This is a genomic window from Leisingera sp. (assembly GCF_982940295.1).
This window is the reverse complement of record NZ_CEYXRG010000001.1, coordinates 222,754-238,470: the sequence shown is the minus strand read 5'-3', so window position 1 is coordinate 238,470 and position 15,717 is coordinate 222,754. Positions and strand designations below refer to the sequence as shown.

Below are 15,717 nucleotides of genomic sequence, written 5' to 3'. Positions count from 1 at the left end.
GCGGTTGCGCGCCCTGGCAGCCTCGTGGGGTCAAGGAGGACCGCAGGTCCCCGCGCCCCGGCGCGGCTTGTCCTTGAGGCTGTCAGGCTGGCTCACATGTTTGGGCGGGCGTCTTGAGGAAGCAGAATGCGCCCTCAAGCGCTTCTCAGCAAAGTAAAACTTCTTGGAGGCTCCAGGTTCCAGGGCCGCTGGTTGATCCCAGAGATTTGGGACCGTTTCCCCGCGCCGCGCCGCAGGCGCGCGGCGCGGGTCGTTCCGGGCGCAGCCCGGAGCGAAATGCCTCTTTGCCGGTCTACCCCGATTTGCGGGGCTACCCCGACGCGCAAGAAATGCACTTGAGCGCTGCCGGGTTCAGTTCAAGGCGCCTCAGGGCGATGTCCTCGCCGCAGTCCTCGCAATACCCGTATTCGCCCTCTTCCATCCGGGCAAGAGCCGTTTGCAGGCGCTGGGTTTCCAGTTGGCGGCGGGCAGCTTGCGCCTTGGCCATGGCCTGCATCTGCAAGGCGTCCATGCGTGACAGGCGGCCGACCATCTGCTGGTCCAGTTCCACCACTCCCTGGGAGGCTTCGCCAAGGGCATCCTCTGCCGCCAGCTCCTCCAGCCGGGCGTCAATCCGGTGCTTCAACTTCTGTTGATCCGATTCATTCATTCCCGGAATATACCCCATCAAGGGTTTGCGTTTGCGGAAAACCCCCTTAGATGGGTAGTCTGAGCGGAGAAAGGGAGAGATCCATGGCCAAAACCCAGCAAGCCCTCACCCCGGTGGACCCCGTATGGGACCGGATCACCCGCGAAGCGGAGGAGGCTGTTGCCACCCAGCCGCTGATGGGTGGGCTGATTCACGCCTGCATCCTGCATCACAAGACGCTGGAGAAGGCGCTGTCCTACCGGATCGCTGCCAAGCTCTGCTCCAACGAGATGTCGATGATGGTCCTGCGCGAGATCGTTGACGAGGCCTATGACAGCTGCCCCGAACTGATTGAGGCGGCGCGGGCCGATCTGATGGCGATCAACGAGCGCGACCCGGCCAGTCACCGGCTGCTGCAGCCGATCCTCTATTTCAAGGGGTTCCAGGCGGTGCAGGCCTACCGGGTCAGCCACTACCTGTGGAAGCAGGGGCAGAAGGATCTGGCCTATTTCTTCCAGATGCGCACGTCTGAGATCTTCGGGATCGACATCCACCCCGGCGCCCGCATCGGCAAGGGGATCATGATCGACCATGCGCATTCCATCGTGATCGGTGAAACAGCGGTGGTGGGCGACAATGTCTCAATGCTGCATTCGGTGACGCTGGGCGGCACCGGCAAGGAGGAGCAGGACCGGCATCCCAAGATCGGCGATGGCGTGCTGATCGGGGCGGGCGCCAAGGTTCTGGGCAACATCAAGGTCGGCCACTGCAGCCGGATTGCTGCCGGGTCGGTGGTGCTGTCGGAGGTTCCGCCCTGCACCACGGTGGCGGGCGTGCCTGCGAAGATCGTCGGCGAGGCTGGCTGCGACCAGCCGTCGGTCAACATGGACCAGGTGGTGCCGGCGGGCTCTTCCGCAGCGGAGTGAGCCGGGCGGCGCAGGGGCCGGACCTTGAGTATTTGGAGAAAGATGAAGGGGCGGTTACCGCCCCTTTCTTGTGTCCGGATTTCCCGGGAAAGCCGTTTCTTATGAAAGCGTTGAAGGCGGTTTGTGATCCATCTGGAGAGGGAACCTGAGCCTTTGGTTCCGCTTTGGCGCTTTTTTGGCGAAGGCTGGTCTTAATCCGGGCGGCTGCGGGCCTCGCGGCTTGCGGCGGCGCAGCAGCGGGCGCATATTTCCCCCGGAACGCGATAGTTAACTGCACTTGGGAGACGGGGACAGAAGATGATTTACACAACCGATGGCCGCGGGCGGCTTTATGGCTCGATCCTGGAGACCGTGGGCAACACGCCTGCGATCCGGCTGAACCGCATCGCGCCGGATCATGTCACCATGTATGTGAAGTTCGAGGCCTTCAATCCGGCAGGCTCGGTCAAGGACCGGCTGGCGCTGAACATCATCGAGGCCGCCGAACGCGAGGGGCGCTTGAAACCCGGGCAGACCGTGGTGGAGGCGACCAGCGGCAATACAGGGATTGGCCTGGCGATGGTTTGCGCCGCCAAGGGCTATCCGCTGGTGATCACCATGCATGACGGGTTCTCGGTCGAGCGGCGCAAGCTGATGCGGATGCTGGGCGCCAAGGTGGTGCTGACCCGCAAGGAGGACAAGGCGGTCGGTATGGTGGTGAAGGCCAAGGAGCTGGCAGAAGCGAACGGCTGGTTCCTGGCGCATCAGTTTGAGACCAAGGATAACGCCGATATCCACGAGAGCACGACCGCACGGGAAATCCTGGGTGATTTCAATGGCGAGCGTCTGGATCATGTGGTGCTGGGCTATGGCACCGGCGGCACGGTGAGCGGCCTGGGCCGGGTGCTGAAGGGCGCGCGGCCGGATCTGAAGATCACCCTCAGCGAGCCGTCCAATGCGGCGCTGGTGCAATCCGGTGAAGCGCAGGAGCGCAATGATGAGGGCGAGCCTGCGGCGACGCATCCGGCCTTCAACCCGCACCCGATTCAGGGCTGGACTCCGGACTTCATTCCGCTGGTGCTGCAGGAGGCGCTGGACGAGGGGTATTTCGATGCGCTGGAGCCGGTGAGCGGAGACGAGAGCATTGCCTGGTCCAAGCGGCTGGCGGCGGAAGAAGGCATCCTGACCGGCGTTTCTGGCGGTGGCAGCCTGGCGGCGGCCATCAAGGTGGCGGAAACCGCGCCGGAGGGCTCGGTGCTGCTGGCGATGCTGCCGGATACCGGCGAACGCTATCTGTCGACGCCGCTGTTTGACGGTATTGCGGCGGAGATGGATGAGGGTGAGGCCGCGCTGTCGGCCTCGACCCCCGGGTATCAGTACTGACCGGCGCGCCGCCGCTGGCGTTTCGCAGGCGGCGGCTGTGGTGAAGGTGAGTATTTTTGGAAAGATGAAGGGGGCGGCTGCGCTCCCTTTTTCTGTCGCCGCCCGCGGGCAGGCAAAGAAAAAGCCCCGGTGTTTGCCGGGGCTTTTGATGTTCGCGGTGGCGGCCTGTCAGGCCAGCATCACCATCGGGTTTTCCAGGTTGTCCTTGATCGCGTTCAGGAGCTCTGCCCCCAGCGCGCCGTCGATCACCCGGTGGTCGACCGAGAGGGTGACGGACATCATGGTGGCCACCGCCAGCTCGCCATCCTTGCCGACCACCGGTTTCTTGACGCCGGCGCCGACGGCCAGGATTGCGCCATGCGGCGGGTTGATCACCGCGTCGAAATTGTCGATGCCGAACATGCCGAGGTTGGAGATCGCGAAGCTGCCGCCCTGGTATTCATGCGGTGCCAGCTTGCGGTCGCGGGCGCGGGCGGCGAGGTCCTTCATCTCCGCCGACAGGGCCGACAGGGATTTGGTGTCGCTGTCCTGCAGGACCGGGGTGAACAACCCGCCCTCGATGGCGACGGCAACGGCCACGTCGGAGGCTTTCATCTTCAAGACCCGGTCACCGGCCCAGACCGCGTTGGCGTCCGGCACCGATTGCAGCGCCAGGGCGCAGGCCTTGATGATGAAGTCGTTGACCGAGAGCTTGACGCCGCGGGCGTCGAGCTGCTTGTTCAGCTCGCCGCGGAATTTCAGCAGCGCGTCCAGCTGGATGTCGCGGCGCAGGTAGAAATGCGGCACCTGCTGCTTGGCCTCGGTGAGGCGGGCGGCAATGGTCTTGCGCATCCCGTCCAGCTTGACCTCTTCGTACTCGCGGCCCTCGTACATGCGGGCGACCTGATCGGCAGAGGGGCCGGCCGCGGGCGCGGCGGCAGCAGCCGGTGCGCTGGCGGCGGCTTTCGGAGCCTCGCCCTTGGCGGCCTGCGGCTTGGCGTCGATCACGTCGGCCTTGACGATGCGGCCCTTGGGGCCGGAGCCTTTGATTTGGCTCAGGTCCAGGCCCTTGTCGGCGGCGATGCGGCGCGCGAGGGGGGAGGCGAAGATGCGGCTGCCGTCGGCGCCCTGAGGGGCAGCGGGGGCGGCTTTGGCTTCTTCCTTGGGCGCGGCTGCGGGGGCCTCAGATTTGACCGCGGGGGCCTCTTCCTTGGCCGGGGCGCCACCGCTGGAGGTGCCGGAGGACTGGATGTCGTCGGCGCTTTCGCCGTCTTCCAGCAGCACCGCGATGGGGGTGTTGACCTTCACGCCCTCGGAGCCTTCGGCGATCAGGATCTTGCCGACGGTGCCTTCGTCCACGGCTTCAAATTCCATGGTGGCCTTGTCGGTTTCGATCTCGGCGATCAGGTCGCCGGAGGAGACGGTGTCGCCCTCCTTGACCAGCCATTTGGCAAGGGTGCCTTCCTCCATGGTGGGAGAAAGCGCGGGCATCAGGATTTCGGTGGGCATGTCAGCGCTCCTCAATCAGAACAATTTGGTCATAGGGCGCCTTGGGGCGCCTGGTGCCGCGGGCCAGCTGGGTGATCGCGGCTTCGATCTTGTCTTTGTATTCGGCCATCCAGACGTAGGCCTCCTGATGGGAGGGCCGCGAACCGATCAGCCGTGTGTCTGCTGCAAGCCGTTCGGGAACCAGTGCGGTGACTGTGCGCCCGTCGACGGTCAGCGTGACGCGGTAGCATTCGGTTTCGGGATCGCGGCCCCTGATCTCCATCGGTGCCTCTAGCGGTAGGACACTTGTTTCACGGCCTCGACCACCTCATCCGTGGTGATCAGCGCGTGGCGTTCCAGGTTGGCGGCATAGGGCATCGGGACGTCCTTGCCGGTGCAGGTGACAACCGGCGCGTCCAGATAGTCGAACGCTTCGCGCTGGACTTCCGAGGCGATGTAGCTGCCGACGGAGCCCTGCGGCCAGCCTTCCTCGACGGTGACCAGGCGGTTGGTCTTCTTGACCGATTCAATTACCGTGGGCAGGTCCATCGGGCGGATGGTGCGCAGGTCGATGACCTCGGCCGAGATGCCCTCCTGGGCCAGTTTGTCGGCGGCTTCCAGCGCGTATTGCATGCCGATGCCGAAGGAGACGATGGTGGCGTCAGAGCCTTCGCGCCAGATCCGGGCCTTGCCGAAGGGAATGGTGAAATCGTCCATTTTCGGCACGTCGAAGGCGCGGCCGTAGAGGATTTCGTTCTCCAGGAAAATCACCGGGTTGTTGTCGCGGATCGCGGTCTTCATCAGGCCTTTGGCGTCGGCGGCGGAGTAGGGCATCACCACCTTGAGGCCGGGGATCTGCATATACCAGGCGGCGTAGTCCTGAGAGTGCTGAGCGGCGACGCGGGCGGCGGCGCCGTTGGGGCCGCGGAACACGATCGGGCAGCCGAGCTGGCCGCCGGACATGTACAGCGTCTTGGCCGCCGAGTTGATGATGTGGTCAATCGCCTGCATGGCGAAGTTGAAGGTCATGAACTCGACAACCGGGCGCAGGCCGCCAAAGGCCGCGCCGGTGGCGATGCCGGCAAAGCCGTGCTCGGTGATCGGGGTGTCGATCACCCGCTTGGAGCCGAATTCATCCAGCAGGCCCTGGGACACCTTGTAGGCGCCCTGGTACTCGGCGACTTCCTCGCCCATCAGGAACACGTCCTCGTCGCGGCGCATTTCCTCGGCCATGGCGTCGCGCAGGGCTTCGCGCACGGTGGTCTGCACCATTTCGGTGCCTTCCGGGTAGTCGGGCTCCAGAACCTTGGCCGGCATGGCGGGTTCCTTCTGCGGCGCGGCGGCAGCGGGTTCGTCGCTGGGCGCTTCCTCGGCCGGGGCTTCTTCCTTGGCGCTGGAGGCCTCGTAGTCATCGGCGCTTTCGCCGTCTTCGACCAGCACCGCGATAGGGGTGTTCACTTTGACGCCTTCGGTGCCTTCACCGATCAGGATCTTGCCGACGGTGCCTTCGTCGACGGCTTCGAACTCCATCGTTGCCTTGTCGGTTTCGATTTCGGCCAGAATATCGCCGGAGTTCACGGTATCGCCTTCCTTGACCAGCCATTTGGCCAGGGTGCCTTCCTCCATGGTCGGCGACAGGGCGGGCATCAGAATTTCAGTTGCCATGTCTATGTCTTCCCTCTCAGGCGTTTTCCTGCGGCACTTCATCCGCATAGATGTCGGTCCAGAGCTCTTCCAGGGCGGGCTCGGGGCTTTCCTTGGCGAAGTCGGCGGACTTGGAAACGATTTCCTTGATTTCCTTGTCGATCGCCTTGAGATCCTCTTCGGTGGCGTGCTTGCCGGTCAGCAGCATGTCGCGGACCTGCTCGATCGGGTCGCGCTCCTCGCGCATCTTCTGGACCTCTTCGCGGGTGCGGTACTTGGCCGGGTCCGACATCGAGTGGCCGCGGTAGCGGTAGGTCTTGACCTCGAGGATGTAGGGGCCGTCGCCGCTGCGGCAGTGGGCCACGGCGCGCTCGCCCGCTTCCTTGACGGAGAGGACGTTCATGCCGTCCACCGCTTCGCCCGGAATGCCGAACGCCTTGCCGCGTTCCCAGATCTCTGCGCTGGAGGTGGAGCGCTGCTGCGAGGTGCCCATGGCGTACTGGTTGTTTTCGATCACGAAGACCACCGGCAGCTTCCACAGGGCGGCCATGTTGAAGGTCTCGTAGACCTGGCCCTGGTTGGCGGCACCGTCACCGAAATAGGTGAAGGTGACGCGGCCGTTGCCCTTGTACTTGTCGGCGAAGGCGAGGCCTGCACCGAGCGGCACCTGGGCGCCGACGATGCCGTGGCCGCCGTAGAAATGCTTCTCTTTCGAGAACATGTGCATCGAGCCGCCCTTGCCCTTGGAGTAGCCGCCTTCGCGGCCCGTGAGCTCGGCCATGACGCCATCGGGGTCCATGCCGCAGGCCAGCATATGGCCGTGGTCGCGGTAGGAGGTGATGCGCTTGTCGCCTTCCTCGGCGGCGGCCTCCAGGCCCACGACAACGGCTTCCTGGCCGATGTACAGGTGGCAGAAGCCCCCGATCAGCCCCATGCCGTAGAGCTGGCCCGATTTCTCTTCGAATCGGCGGATCAGCAGCATCTCGCGGTAGTAGTGGGTAAGTTCTTCGGCAGAAACGTTTGGTTTCTTTGTGGTTTTTCTAGCGGCCATGGTGGTCGGCTCCCCCTGCAGGCTAGATAGTTTAGCATTAAACAAATTCATAACCGGTTTTGACGCGGCTGAATAGTGTTATTCTGCCGCGGGGTTTCCGCCGCGTAAAAAACCGCCGAGGGCGCGCAAAAATGCCACGCTGCCCGGAGGCGCACACGGCGGGCGGCTGCATCATGTCTGTTTGCGTGAAGAAGGGAAAGCCTGTTTCCGGTTTGGCTGGCGGCAGGCCGTTCCCTTGGAGGAAAACCGCAGCGGGTTTCAGCGCTCGGCCAAATGCCGAGGCGGGAGGAGAACCGCGGTTAGCGGATCACGATCTCGTCGGCACGGACCAGGCCCAGGACCGAGCGGGCCTGTTCATCCAGCAGGTCGAGGTCGAGGTAGTCGTCGGAGAGGCGGCGGGTCAGGTTTTCCATGTCGCCGATCTGGGACTGGAGGCGGCCGAGATCCAGCCGCAGGTCTTCTGCCTCAGCTTGGATCTCGACCCTCCGGAACAGCCCGAAGTCGCCTTGCACCGCCGCGAAGGTGAAGTACGCGCTGAGCGCGAAGGCGATGGCAAAGAAGGCGATGGCGCCAAAAGACGGCCGGGTGCTTCGGGTCACGTTGGGAGTGCCTGTATGTTACTGCTCAAGTTGTATTAGCGCCGTTTGCCGGCGTCTGGTGTCAGAATGCCACAAGCGAATCTGCTTGTGAATCCCAAATCGGCCCGCCGCGGGGAAATTTGGAAAAAATGCGTGATAGAGCGGGCCTGGGAAACTGCGGTTGCTAGCAAACCCGCAGATGTTTCTGCACGACTTCCCGGAAGTGATCTGGAAAGCTGCGTTCGGCCGGGTTGAGGTCGAGAGCGGCCTCGGTGATGCGTTCAAGGCCCATGCATTCGTACTTCTCTTCGAGCTGATAGATTTCCCCGGCATCACTTGCCTCGTCTATTGATTGGAACTTTGCCGCAAGAATTCGACGCTCGTCGGTGTTGAGGCTGAGGCAGGACCAGAGGCGGTATTTCGCCTGCCACGACGCGAAGGCGCCGGCGAGTTGCTCGGTTTTGCCGGTGCCGTCCACTGACAACGATTCATACAGGGTGAAAAATGAAAGGATGAACTCTCTCAGCGCTAGAGTGGAGGCAGCGTGCTTGTTCCACGCCTCAAAGCTTTCGGTGTCCGGTGCATCGTTTTCAACCGGGAGCAAATTGCTGGCGGAGTCCAACTTGTTTTCACCTGACGAGAGCCGCCATTGGGCTTTGCCGGCATCCGGGAGGGCATGCCATTGCGGCGCGCAATAGCGGTTGGCGATCGCTGTCATGCGGGCGGGTTCTTCCAGTGCTACTGATCTTCCAAGAGACGTGACATGAGCAAGCGCGGCTGCGCAAAAGAGCAAAAGAATGGCCAACAAAAATCTAAAACGTTTCATAAACTAATTCTCCGGTGCTGGCGCCTGACTGACAGTGGAATGGGGCAAAAATGCGGGTGCGGTTAATGCACGGGCAGTAAATTTCCGAAAATGATCCGCTCAAATGAAAACCGCCGCAGGTACTCTGCGGCGGTCCGGTGCTGGTTTCTATGATGCGGCTTTGCCGCTTCAGGCGCTTTCCAGCGCCGCGACGCCGGGCAGGGTTTTGCCTTCCATCCACTCCAGGAAAGCGCCGCCGGCGGTGGAGATGTAGCTGAAGTCGCCGGCCGCGCCGGAAGCATTCAGGGCCGCGACAGTGTCGCCGCCGCCGGCCACCGAGATCAGCTGGCCGGAACGGGTCATCGCTGCGGCTTTGAGAGCTGCGGCGTTGGTGGCGGCGTCAAACGGCTCCAGCTCAAAGGCGCCGAGGGGGCCGTTCCAGATCAGCGTCTTGCTGTTTGCAAAGACCTCGATGATGCGGGCGACGCTGTCCGGGCCTGCGTCCAGGATCATCCCGCCCTCGGGGCACTGGTCGGCGGCCAGGATCTGGTGCTCGGCGTGGGCCTCGAACTTTTTGGCGACCACGATGTCCGAGGGCAGGATGATCTCGCAGCCTGCGGCCTCGGCCTTGGCCAGGATCTCGGCTGCGGTATCCTTCATGATGCGCTCGGCCAGCGAGACGCCCACCGGCAGGCCCTTGGCGACCAGGAAGGTGTTGGCCATGCCGCCGCCGATCACCAGGTGATCGACCTTCTCGATCAGGTTGCCCAGCAGCTCCAGCTTGGTGGAGACCTTGGCGCCGCCGACAACCGCGGTCACCGGGCGCTGGGGCTGGCCCAGGGCGCTTTCCAGCGCTTCCAGTTCTGCCTGCATCAGACGGCCGGCGCAGGCGGGCAGCAGGCGGGCCAGCGCCTCGGTCGAGGAGTGCGCGCGGTGGGCGGCGGAGAAGGCATCGTTGCAGTAGACCTCGCCCAGGCGCGCCATGCCGGCGGCCAGGTCCGGGTCGTTCTTGGTTTCTGCCGCGTGGAAGCGGGTGTTTTCCAGCAGGAGCACTTCGCCCGGCTGCAGCGCGTCTGCGGCGGCTTCCGCACCTGCGCCAACGCAGTCGGCGGCAAACAGCACGCGTGTTTCAAAGGCGCGCTCCAGCGTCGGCACCAGCTGGTTCAGCGACAGGTTCTCGCGGCGCTCGCCGCCGGGGCGGCCGAAGTGGGCCAGCAGAATCGGCTTGCCGCCGGCCGCCAGAATGTCGCGAACGGTGGGGGCGATGCGGCGGATGCGGGTGGAGTCGGTCACCACGCCGTCGACGATCGGCACGTTGATATCCACACGCACCAGCACGCGCTTGCCGTTCAGATCCATGTCGTCGAGAGTTTTCCAGCCCATCTGCGAGACCCCTTATGGTGAAAGTGCAGTCAAATCCGCGGGCTGTTTCGGGGGTTTTTGCGTATCAGTCAATGCTCCCTTGGCATTTGCGAGCGCTACCCTTAACTATCGTTGCAAATTTCGACGACAGGAGGGCCAGATGGCCGAGATTAAAGATCCCGAAAACACCGTCATCATCGAGCTGAAAGACGGCAATGTTGTTATCGAACTGCTGCCCGACGTGGCGCCGAAGCATTCCGAGCGGATGAAGGAACTGGCCCGTGCCGGCGAATATGACAACGTGTGCTTCCACCGCGTGATCGACGGCTTTATGGCGCAGACCGGCGACGTGGCCAATGGCGACATGGAAGACGGCTTCAACATCCGCATGGCGGGCACTGGCGGCTCCTCCCTGCCGAACCTGCCGGCCGAATTTTCCAAGCTGCCGCATGACCGCGGCACCCTGGGCGCGGCGCGTTCCGCTAACCCGGACTCGGCAAACTCGCAGTTCTTCATCAACTTCAAGGACAACCACTTCCTGAACGGCCAGTACACCGTGTACGGCCGTGTCATCGAGGGCATGGAGCACGTGGACGCTATCACCCGCGGCGAGCCGCCTGCGAACCCGGACCGGATGATCTCTGTCAAGGTGGCTGCGGATGCGTAAGGCGCTTTCGCTGGTGGCCCTGCTGGCGGCAGGGCCTGCCTTTGCCACCGGTCTGGAAATCCAGGTCGAAGGCGAAGCCAACGGCACCATTCAGATCGACCTGTTCGAGGATGTGGCGCCCAAGCATGTCGAGCAGATCACCGCGCTGGCCGCCGAAGGCGCCTATGACGGCGTGGTGTTCCACCGCGTGATCGAGGGCTTCATGGCGCAGACCGGCGATGTCGAGTTCGGCAAGGCCGGCGGCGACATGCGCCGGGCCGGGCAGGGCGGTTCTGCCCGCCCCGACCTGGCGGCTGAGTTCTCGGACATCACCTATGACCGCGGCGTGGTGGGCATGGCCCGCTCCCAGAACCCGGACAGCGCCAACTCGCAGTTCTTCATCATGTTCGCGCCGGGCCCGTTCCTGGACGGCCAGTACACGGTTGTCGGCAAGGTGACCGAGGGCATGGATGTGGTCGACGCGATCAAGCGCGGCGATGGCCCCAATGGCGCGGTGATCGGCCAGCCCGACACCATGTCCAAGGTGAGCGTGACCGACTAAGGCCGCGAGCCTGAACAGCTTTGGCGAGGCCCGTTTCCCGCGAGGGAAGCGGGCCTTTGCTTTGGCGCGGGGGCACCACATGTTGAACTGCCGTCACAAGCGCGTGTCTGCCCCTGTCCCGGTCGCATCAGCCCCCTTATGACTGATGGCAAGGGAGATGTGCGATGCTGAAACGCTTGTTGCTGAGTGCAGCGTTGGTGTTTCCGTGGATGGCCCTGGCCGGGCCTGCTGAGTGGAAACGGGAGTGGCCGAAAACCGACTTCAGCCAATCGCTGGTGAAGGACTGGGAGCAGATCCGCTCTGGCGGGGTGCCCAAGGACGGTATCCCGGCGCTGGATGTGCCGCAGTTCGTGGAGGCCGCCAAGGACCGCCGGATCAAGCCGCGCGAGCCGGTGATCACGCTGGAACTGGCAGGCGCCCGGCCGCGGGCCTATCCGCTGCGCTACCTGACCTGGCATGAGATCGTGAACGACGTGGTGGCGGGGGTGCCGGTGGCGGTGACTTATTGCCCGCTGTGCAACTCCGCGATGACCTTTGACCGGCGCACGCCTGCCGGGGTGCTGAGTTTCGGGGTCACCGGCAAGCTGCGGTATTCCGATCTTGTGATGTACGACCGCGAGACCCAAAGCTGGTGGCAGCAGGCGGTCGGCACCGCCATTGTCGGCAGGATGAGCGGCCAGCGGCTGGCCAGCCTGCCCAGCTGGGTGGAAAGCTGGCAGGAATTCACCGCCCGCAACCCGGACGGGCTGGTGATGGCGCAGCCGGGCTGGAACCGGCGCTATGGTCAGAACCCTTATGTGAATTACGACAGGTCGGACTGGCCGTTCCTGTATGACGGCACGCCGCCGCCGCACGGGCTGGCACCGATGGCGCGGGTGGTGCGCGTGGGCAGCCGCGCGTGGCCGCTGACGCGGCTGGCGCGCGAAGGCGAGATCCGCGAGTCCGGTGTAGTGCTGAGCTGGCGGGCCGGGCAGGCCTCGGCGCTGGATGCGGGCACAATTGCCAAGGGGCGCGACATCGGCTCCGTCCGGGTGCGGGACAGGCAGGGGCGCGACGTGGCGCATGACGTGATGTTTGCCTTTGCCTTCCATGCCTTCTGGCCGGACGGCACGTGGATGCTGAAATAGCGAAAGGCGCGCCGGGCAGGGCGCGCCTTTGCAATTTTGGAAAAAGTCACCTTAGAACAGGAAGTTGTCCGCATCCTGCAGCTGCGCCACGCTGATGTCCTCCACCAGGATGGTGACATCGGCAAAGGAGACGAGCACATCGTCGCCTTGCTGCTCAAACTCCAGCTGGCTCAGGCGGGATGCACCGCGGCCGATCCCGATGAGGTCCTCGCCTGCGGTGAAATCGGTGATCGTGTCGTTACCGTGTCCTTTGTGGAATACGAAGGTGTCGGCGTGACTGCCGCCGGTAAGATGATCGTCGCCCTTCTTGCCCAGCAGAACGTCGCGCCCAGTGCCGCCGGACAGGGTGTCATTGCCGCCGCCGCCGGAGAGGCGGTCGCCGCCTTTGCCGCCCTCGACCAGATCCTTGCCGCTGCCGCCCTTGATCACATCTTTGCCGCCGCCGCCGTGCAGCCGGTCGCTGCCCCGGCCGCCATCCAGCAGGTCGGCTCCGCTTTGGCCGCCGAGAACGTCGTTGCCGGCGTCGCCGTTCAGCCTGTCGTCGCCGGTCTCTCCGTGCAGGGTGTCCCGCGCCTCGCCGCCAGCCATGCTGTCGTTGCCGCTGCCGCCGAGCAGGCGGTCGGCGTCGAAGCCGCCGTTCAGCGTGTCGTTGCCAAAGCCGCCGCGCAGAGTGTCATTGCCGCTGTGGCCGGTGATCTTGTCGTTGCCGTCTTCCCCCAGAAGCAGGTCGTGGCCGGAGAGGCCGTTGAGGCTGTCGTTGCCGCCACCGCCGAGCAGGACATCGTGGGATGTCGCCGTCCTGGTGTCGCCGCTGAGAGAGTTGGAATATGAGGTCCCGGCCTTCAGGCTGACAGTGCGGTCCGTGAACTGAACAAACTCGATGGAGCTCAGGGTGTCGCGGCCGTCCGGTCCGTCTAGGATTGTGCGGTTGAAGCTGGAGGAGAAGCTGGCGCCGGAGAATGCGCCATCGACGATCAGCCGGTCGGTTCCGCTGCCGCCATAGATGTAGTCCCAGCCGCTTCCCGCATTGATGGTGTCATTGCCATCACCCAGTTCCCAACTGCTGCCGAGGGTCGACTCGATGGTGAAGAGGTCGTTGCCTTTGGTGGCATCCTCCTCGAAGGCGGAGGGGTTATAGGTATTGGAGTATTTGGTGAAGGACACGTCCAGACCGCTGGCCGTGAAGACGGTTGATCCGTCGATCTGGAATGTGATGCTGGTGATCGTTCCATAAACGGATGAGCCAAATGAACTGAAACTGCCCGTGAACCTGCCGAAGAAACTGGCGCCGCTGTATGTGGTGCCGTTGATTTCCAGGAGGTTGCTGTTGACGGTTCCCGCGGTCGGGTTAAGGACCCGGAAGGTTTGAAGATCGCCCACATCCCAGCTGTTGCTGGAATCATTCACGGTAAACGTAGCCATTGGGAACAGCTCCTTGGTTCTGGCAAAGCTTTAGTTGAAACCAGGTTGGTCAACGCAATTTTAAGGTCTGTTGCCCGAGCAAGGAGGAATGTTCAAGGCAAGGAAATCCGTTCCGCCAGGTTACTGTAGCTTTTTTGCAGCTTTTACGAGTGTTCCCCGCAAGAAAAAACGCCGCAAGGTTTCCCCTGCAGCGTTTCTTTTTCCCTGTCAGACCCGGCCGTGCTGAACGCCAGCCGTTCGCCTGTTCAGTTATCGGCCTTGTGCGCGGCGGTTGCGGCCTGAACCGCTGCCGAGGGGGCAGGCGCTGCGGCCGGAGCCGGTGCCGGGGACGCCTTGCGGCCGCCCGGGTTCAGCGGGTCGTCCTGGCGCTGCACGGAGCCTTCGAAATGGGCGCCGCTTTCGATGGCGATGGTTTTGTGGATGATGTCGCCTTCGACGCGGGCGGTGGCGGTCAGGCGCACCTTGAGGCCGCGCACGCGGCCGACGATGCGGCCGTTGATCACCACGTCATCGGCGGTGACTTCGCCCTTGATGGTGGCGGTCTCGCCAACGGTCAGCAGGTGCGCGCGGATGTCGCCCTCGACGGTGCCTTCGACCTGGATGTCGCCGGTGGTTTTGACGTTGCCGGTGATGTGCAGATCCGAGCTCAGCAGCGACGCGGCGGGCTTGGCCTTGGGCGCGCTGGCCTTGTACTCGCTGGCGGCCGGCGCAGCCGGAGCGGCAGAGGCAGGGGCAGCCGGGGTTGCGTCGGCCTGCTTCGGCCCGGGCTCGTTGATTTTGCTCTTAGAAAACATTTCTCGCAGCCTTGATATAGATCATGGGGTTTACAGGTTGCCCGTTGACCCGCACCTCATAGTGGAGGTGGGTCCCGGTGGACCGTCCGGTGTTACCCATATCAGCAATGTGATCCCCGCGCGAGACCCTTTGGCCGGCCTTAACGCGGAGTTTCGAATTATGGGCGTATCTTGTTTCGATGCCGAATGCATGGCGGATCGTCACCAGGCGGCCGTAGCCGGATTGCCAGCCCGCGTGGGTCACGACGCCATCCGCGGTGGCAAAGATATCGGTGCCGGTGCGGCCTGCAAAATCGAAGCCTTTGTGCAGGCGGCGGCCGCCGGTCTTGGGGTCGCGCCGGTAGCCGAAGCCGGAGCTTTGGCGCACCTGGCCCAGGTTGACAGGGGTTGCGAAGGGCGCCTTCTGGGCCGCCAGCCGGTACAGGTTCAGCTGGTCCAGCCGGGCAAGGATCTTGTTGGCGCGCAGTTCCTCCGGCGCGGGTTCCTCACCCCGGGTCGACATCGCCAAAGGGCTGAGCGGACCGCCCTGGCCGTTGTAGCCGCGCCGCACCTGCTCGAGGATCCGGTCGGGCGGCATGCCGGCATTGCGGAACATCTTGTCCAGCGGGGTGATGGAGACCGCGACCGCTTCTTCCAGCTGGCGGAAGATCTGGCCGTTGCGCTCCTCCATCAGCTGCAATTCCAGCTCCAGCTCCTGGCGCTGCCCGATGGCGTCCCGGGCGTCGGCCATGATCCGGTCGCGTTCCGCCGCGGTGTCGGTCAGGGCGCCGGCCAGCATGTCCATCTGCTCCACGGCGCTGGCCATGACTGCCGGGGCGGCGTTTTCGTCCTGGGTTTCTTCCTTGAGCTGCGCCAGGGCTTTGCGGGCGCCGTCGCGGTCGCTCATGGTGTCGCGCAAGGTGGTCTGGATCACTTCGATCCCGGTTTCCAGCTCGCGGCGGCGGGTTTCCGAGGCCAGCAGCTCAGATTGCATCATCGAGATCTGGGCCAGCGCGGCGTTGAACCGCTCCTGTGCTGCCAGGGCTTCTTCGGCGCGGGCGTCGCGCTCCGCCGAGATCGCGTTCAGCCGCTCCCGGTAGGTCTGCTGATCGCGTTTGGCCAGCTCGCGGAAGTTGCCGGCGCCGATGCTGTCCATCAGCACGATGGCAGTGGCGACAATGGCCCAGGCGACGAACAGGGTGATGCCGGCCACCGCGGCCAGCTGGGTTTCCGAGCGCAGCCGGATGAAACGCGTGTCAGTGTCGGATTTCAGGAACACCCGCCGCTCGGGAAAGCGGCGTTCCAGAAAGGCGTGTATTTTGATCGCGAGCCGTGTGCGCAAAGTCCGTTCCCTGTTCCGTCCC

The 15,717-nt window shown here is 64.1% G+C and carries 16 protein-coding genes; 5 read left to right on the top strand and 11 right to left on the bottom strand.

The window, feature by feature from the left end; translation table 11 throughout:
* Positions 1 to 310: 310 nt before the first annotated feature.
* A complete protein-coding gene (locus tag AC4HIX_RS01125) occupies positions 311 to 625 on the bottom strand; it encodes a TraR/DksA family transcriptional regulator (protein WP_490397535.1) in 315 nt (104 codons plus the stop codon).
* A gap of 107 nt (positions 626 to 732) precedes the next feature.
* Between AC4HIX_RS01125 and cysE the strand changes: the two genes are divergently transcribed.
* Entirely contained in the window at positions 733 to 1,554 is an 822-nt protein-coding gene (cysE, locus tag AC4HIX_RS01120) for a serine O-acetyltransferase (RefSeq protein WP_475051826.1), read from the top strand.
* Between the two features lie 297 nt (positions 1,555 to 1,851).
* On the top strand, positions 1,852 to 2,916 hold the full coding sequence (locus AC4HIX_RS01115) for a PLP-dependent cysteine synthase family protein (RefSeq protein WP_490397534.1): 1,065 nt from the start codon (positions 1,852 to 1,854) through the stop codon (positions 2,914 to 2,916).
* Positions 2,917 to 3,084: 168 nt separating this feature from the next.
* Here AC4HIX_RS01115 and AC4HIX_RS01110 read toward each other — a convergent pair whose 3' ends face one another.
* From AC4HIX_RS01110 to AC4HIX_RS01080, 7 genes are all read right to left on the bottom strand, one after another.
* Positions 3,085 to 4,404: a pyruvate dehydrogenase complex dihydrolipoamide acetyltransferase gene (locus AC4HIX_RS01110; protein ID WP_490397533.1), complete on the bottom strand. Its 1,320-nt coding sequence runs from the start codon at positions 4,402 to 4,404 to the stop codon at positions 3,085 to 3,087.
* Position 4,405: 1 nt separating this feature from the next.
* A complete protein-coding gene (locus AC4HIX_RS01105) occupies positions 4,406 to 4,666 on the bottom strand; it encodes a hypothetical protein (protein WP_475051831.1) in 261 nt (86 codons plus the stop codon).
* 8 nt (positions 4,667 to 4,674) lie between these two features.
* Positions 4,675 to 6,048: a pyruvate dehydrogenase complex E1 component subunit beta gene (locus tag AC4HIX_RS01100; protein WP_490397532.1), complete on the bottom strand. Its 1,374-nt coding sequence runs from the start codon at positions 6,046 to 6,048 to the stop codon at positions 4,675 to 4,677.
* 16 nt (positions 6,049 to 6,064) lie between these two features.
* Positions 6,065 to 7,078, bottom strand: coding sequence for a pyruvate dehydrogenase (acetyl-transferring) E1 component subunit alpha (gene pdhA / locus AC4HIX_RS01095; protein ID WP_475051836.1), 1,014 nt, complete (start codon positions 7,076 to 7,078; stop codon positions 6,065 to 6,067).
* Between the two features lie 299 nt (positions 7,079 to 7,377).
* Positions 7,378 to 7,677 (bottom strand): FtsB family cell division protein, encoded by a 300-nt coding sequence (locus AC4HIX_RS01090; protein WP_475051837.1) that lies wholly within the window; start codon positions 7,675 to 7,677, stop codon positions 7,378 to 7,380.
* A gap of 163 nt (positions 7,678 to 7,840) precedes the next feature.
* Positions 7,841 to 8,482 carry a hypothetical protein gene (locus tag AC4HIX_RS01085; protein WP_490397531.1) on the bottom strand — a complete coding sequence of 214 codons (642 nt, stop codon included), beginning with the start codon at positions 8,480 to 8,482 and terminating at the stop codon, positions 7,841 to 7,843.
* 168 nt (positions 8,483 to 8,650) lie between these two features.
* On the bottom strand, positions 8,651 to 9,844 hold the full coding sequence (locus tag AC4HIX_RS01080) for a phosphoglycerate kinase (protein WP_490397530.1): 1,194 nt from the start codon (positions 9,842 to 9,844) through the stop codon (positions 8,651 to 8,653).
* A 139-nt stretch (positions 9,845 to 9,983) separates the two neighbouring features.
* Here AC4HIX_RS01080 and AC4HIX_RS01075 point away from each other — a divergent pair, with 139 nt between their 5' ends.
* The 3 genes from AC4HIX_RS01075 (at position 9,984) to AC4HIX_RS01065 (ending at position 12,158) form a co-directional block, all read left to right on the top strand.
* The gene (locus tag AC4HIX_RS01075; RefSeq protein WP_475043031.1) at positions 9,984 to 10,490 is read left to right on the top strand and encodes a peptidylprolyl isomerase; all 507 of its coding nucleotides are present in this window, start codon (positions 9,984 to 9,986) and stop codon (positions 10,488 to 10,490) included.
* Positions 10,483 to 11,031 (top strand): peptidylprolyl isomerase, encoded by a 549-nt coding sequence (locus tag AC4HIX_RS01070; protein ID WP_490397529.1) that lies wholly within the window; start codon positions 10,483 to 10,485, stop codon positions 11,029 to 11,031. Before AC4HIX_RS01075 ends, AC4HIX_RS01070 begins: the two co-directional genes overlap by 8 nt.
* 164 nt (positions 11,032 to 11,195) lie before the next feature.
* The gene (locus AC4HIX_RS01065; RefSeq protein WP_490397528.1) at positions 11,196 to 12,158 is read left to right on the top strand and encodes a DUF3179 domain-containing protein; all 963 of its coding nucleotides are present in this window, start codon (positions 11,196 to 11,198) and stop codon (positions 12,156 to 12,158) included.
* Positions 12,159 to 12,209: 51 nt separating this feature from the next.
* On the opposite strand, the gene AC4HIX_RS01060 is transcribed toward AC4HIX_RS01065, so the two are convergent.
* From AC4HIX_RS01060 to AC4HIX_RS01050, 3 genes are all read right to left on the bottom strand, one after another.
* Positions 12,210 to 13,580: a calcium-binding protein gene (locus AC4HIX_RS01060; RefSeq protein WP_490397527.1), complete on the bottom strand. Its 1,371-nt coding sequence runs from the start codon at positions 13,578 to 13,580 to the stop codon at positions 12,210 to 12,212.
* A 245-nt stretch (positions 13,581 to 13,825) separates the two neighbouring features.
* Entirely contained in the window at positions 13,826 to 14,374 is a 549-nt protein-coding gene (locus AC4HIX_RS01055; RefSeq protein ID WP_490397526.1) for a bactofilin family protein, read from the bottom strand.
* The gene (locus AC4HIX_RS01050; protein ID WP_475051855.1) at positions 14,364 to 15,695 is read right to left on the bottom strand and encodes a DUF5930 domain-containing protein; all 1,332 of its coding nucleotides are present in this window, start codon (positions 15,693 to 15,695) and stop codon (positions 14,364 to 14,366) included. The genes AC4HIX_RS01055 and AC4HIX_RS01050 overlap by 11 nt, the downstream gene beginning before the upstream one ends.
* Positions 15,696 to 15,717: the final 22 nt, after the last annotated feature.

Coding starts and splice junctions, on each gene's coding strand:
- cysE (WP_475051826.1), top strand. CDS start 733: ATGGCCAAAACCCAGCAAGCCCTCACCCCGGTGGACCCCGTATGGGAC.
- AC4HIX_RS01115 (WP_490397534.1), top strand. CDS start 1,852: ATGATTTACACAACCGATGGCCGCGGGCGGCTTTATGGCTCGATCCTG.
- AC4HIX_RS01110 (WP_490397533.1), bottom strand. CDS start 4,404: ATGCCCACCGAAATCCTGATGCCCGCGCTTTCTCCCACCATGGAGGAA.
- AC4HIX_RS01105 (WP_475051831.1), bottom strand. CDS start 4,666: ATGGAGATCAGGGGCCGCGATCCCGAAACCGAATGCTACCGCGTCACG.
- AC4HIX_RS01100 (WP_490397532.1), bottom strand. CDS start 6,048: ATGGCAACTGAAATTCTGATGCCCGCCCTGTCGCCGACCATGGAGGAA.
- pdhA (WP_475051836.1), bottom strand. CDS start 7,078: ATGGCCGCTAGAAAAACCACAAAGAAACCAAACGTTTCTGCCGAAGAA.
- AC4HIX_RS01085 (WP_490397531.1), bottom strand. CDS start 8,482: ATGAAACGTTTTAGATTTTTGTTGGCCATTCTTTTGCTCTTTTGCGCA.
- AC4HIX_RS01080 (WP_490397530.1), bottom strand. CDS start 9,844: ATGGGCTGGAAAACTCTCGACGACATGGATCTGAACGGCAAGCGCGTG.
- AC4HIX_RS01075 (WP_475043031.1), top strand. CDS start 9,984: ATGGCCGAGATTAAAGATCCCGAAAACACCGTCATCATCGAGCTGAAA.
- AC4HIX_RS01070 (WP_490397529.1), top strand. CDS start 10,483: ATGCGTAAGGCGCTTTCGCTGGTGGCCCTGCTGGCGGCAGGGCCTGCC.
- AC4HIX_RS01065 (WP_490397528.1), top strand. CDS start 11,196: ATGCTGAAACGCTTGTTGCTGAGTGCAGCGTTGGTGTTTCCGTGGATG.
- AC4HIX_RS01060 (WP_490397527.1), bottom strand. CDS start 13,580: ATGGCTACGTTTACCGTGAATGATTCCAGCAACAGCTGGGATGTGGGC.
- AC4HIX_RS01055 (WP_490397526.1), bottom strand. CDS start 14,374: ATGTTTTCTAAGAGCAAAATCAACGAGCCCGGGCCGAAGCAGGCCGAC.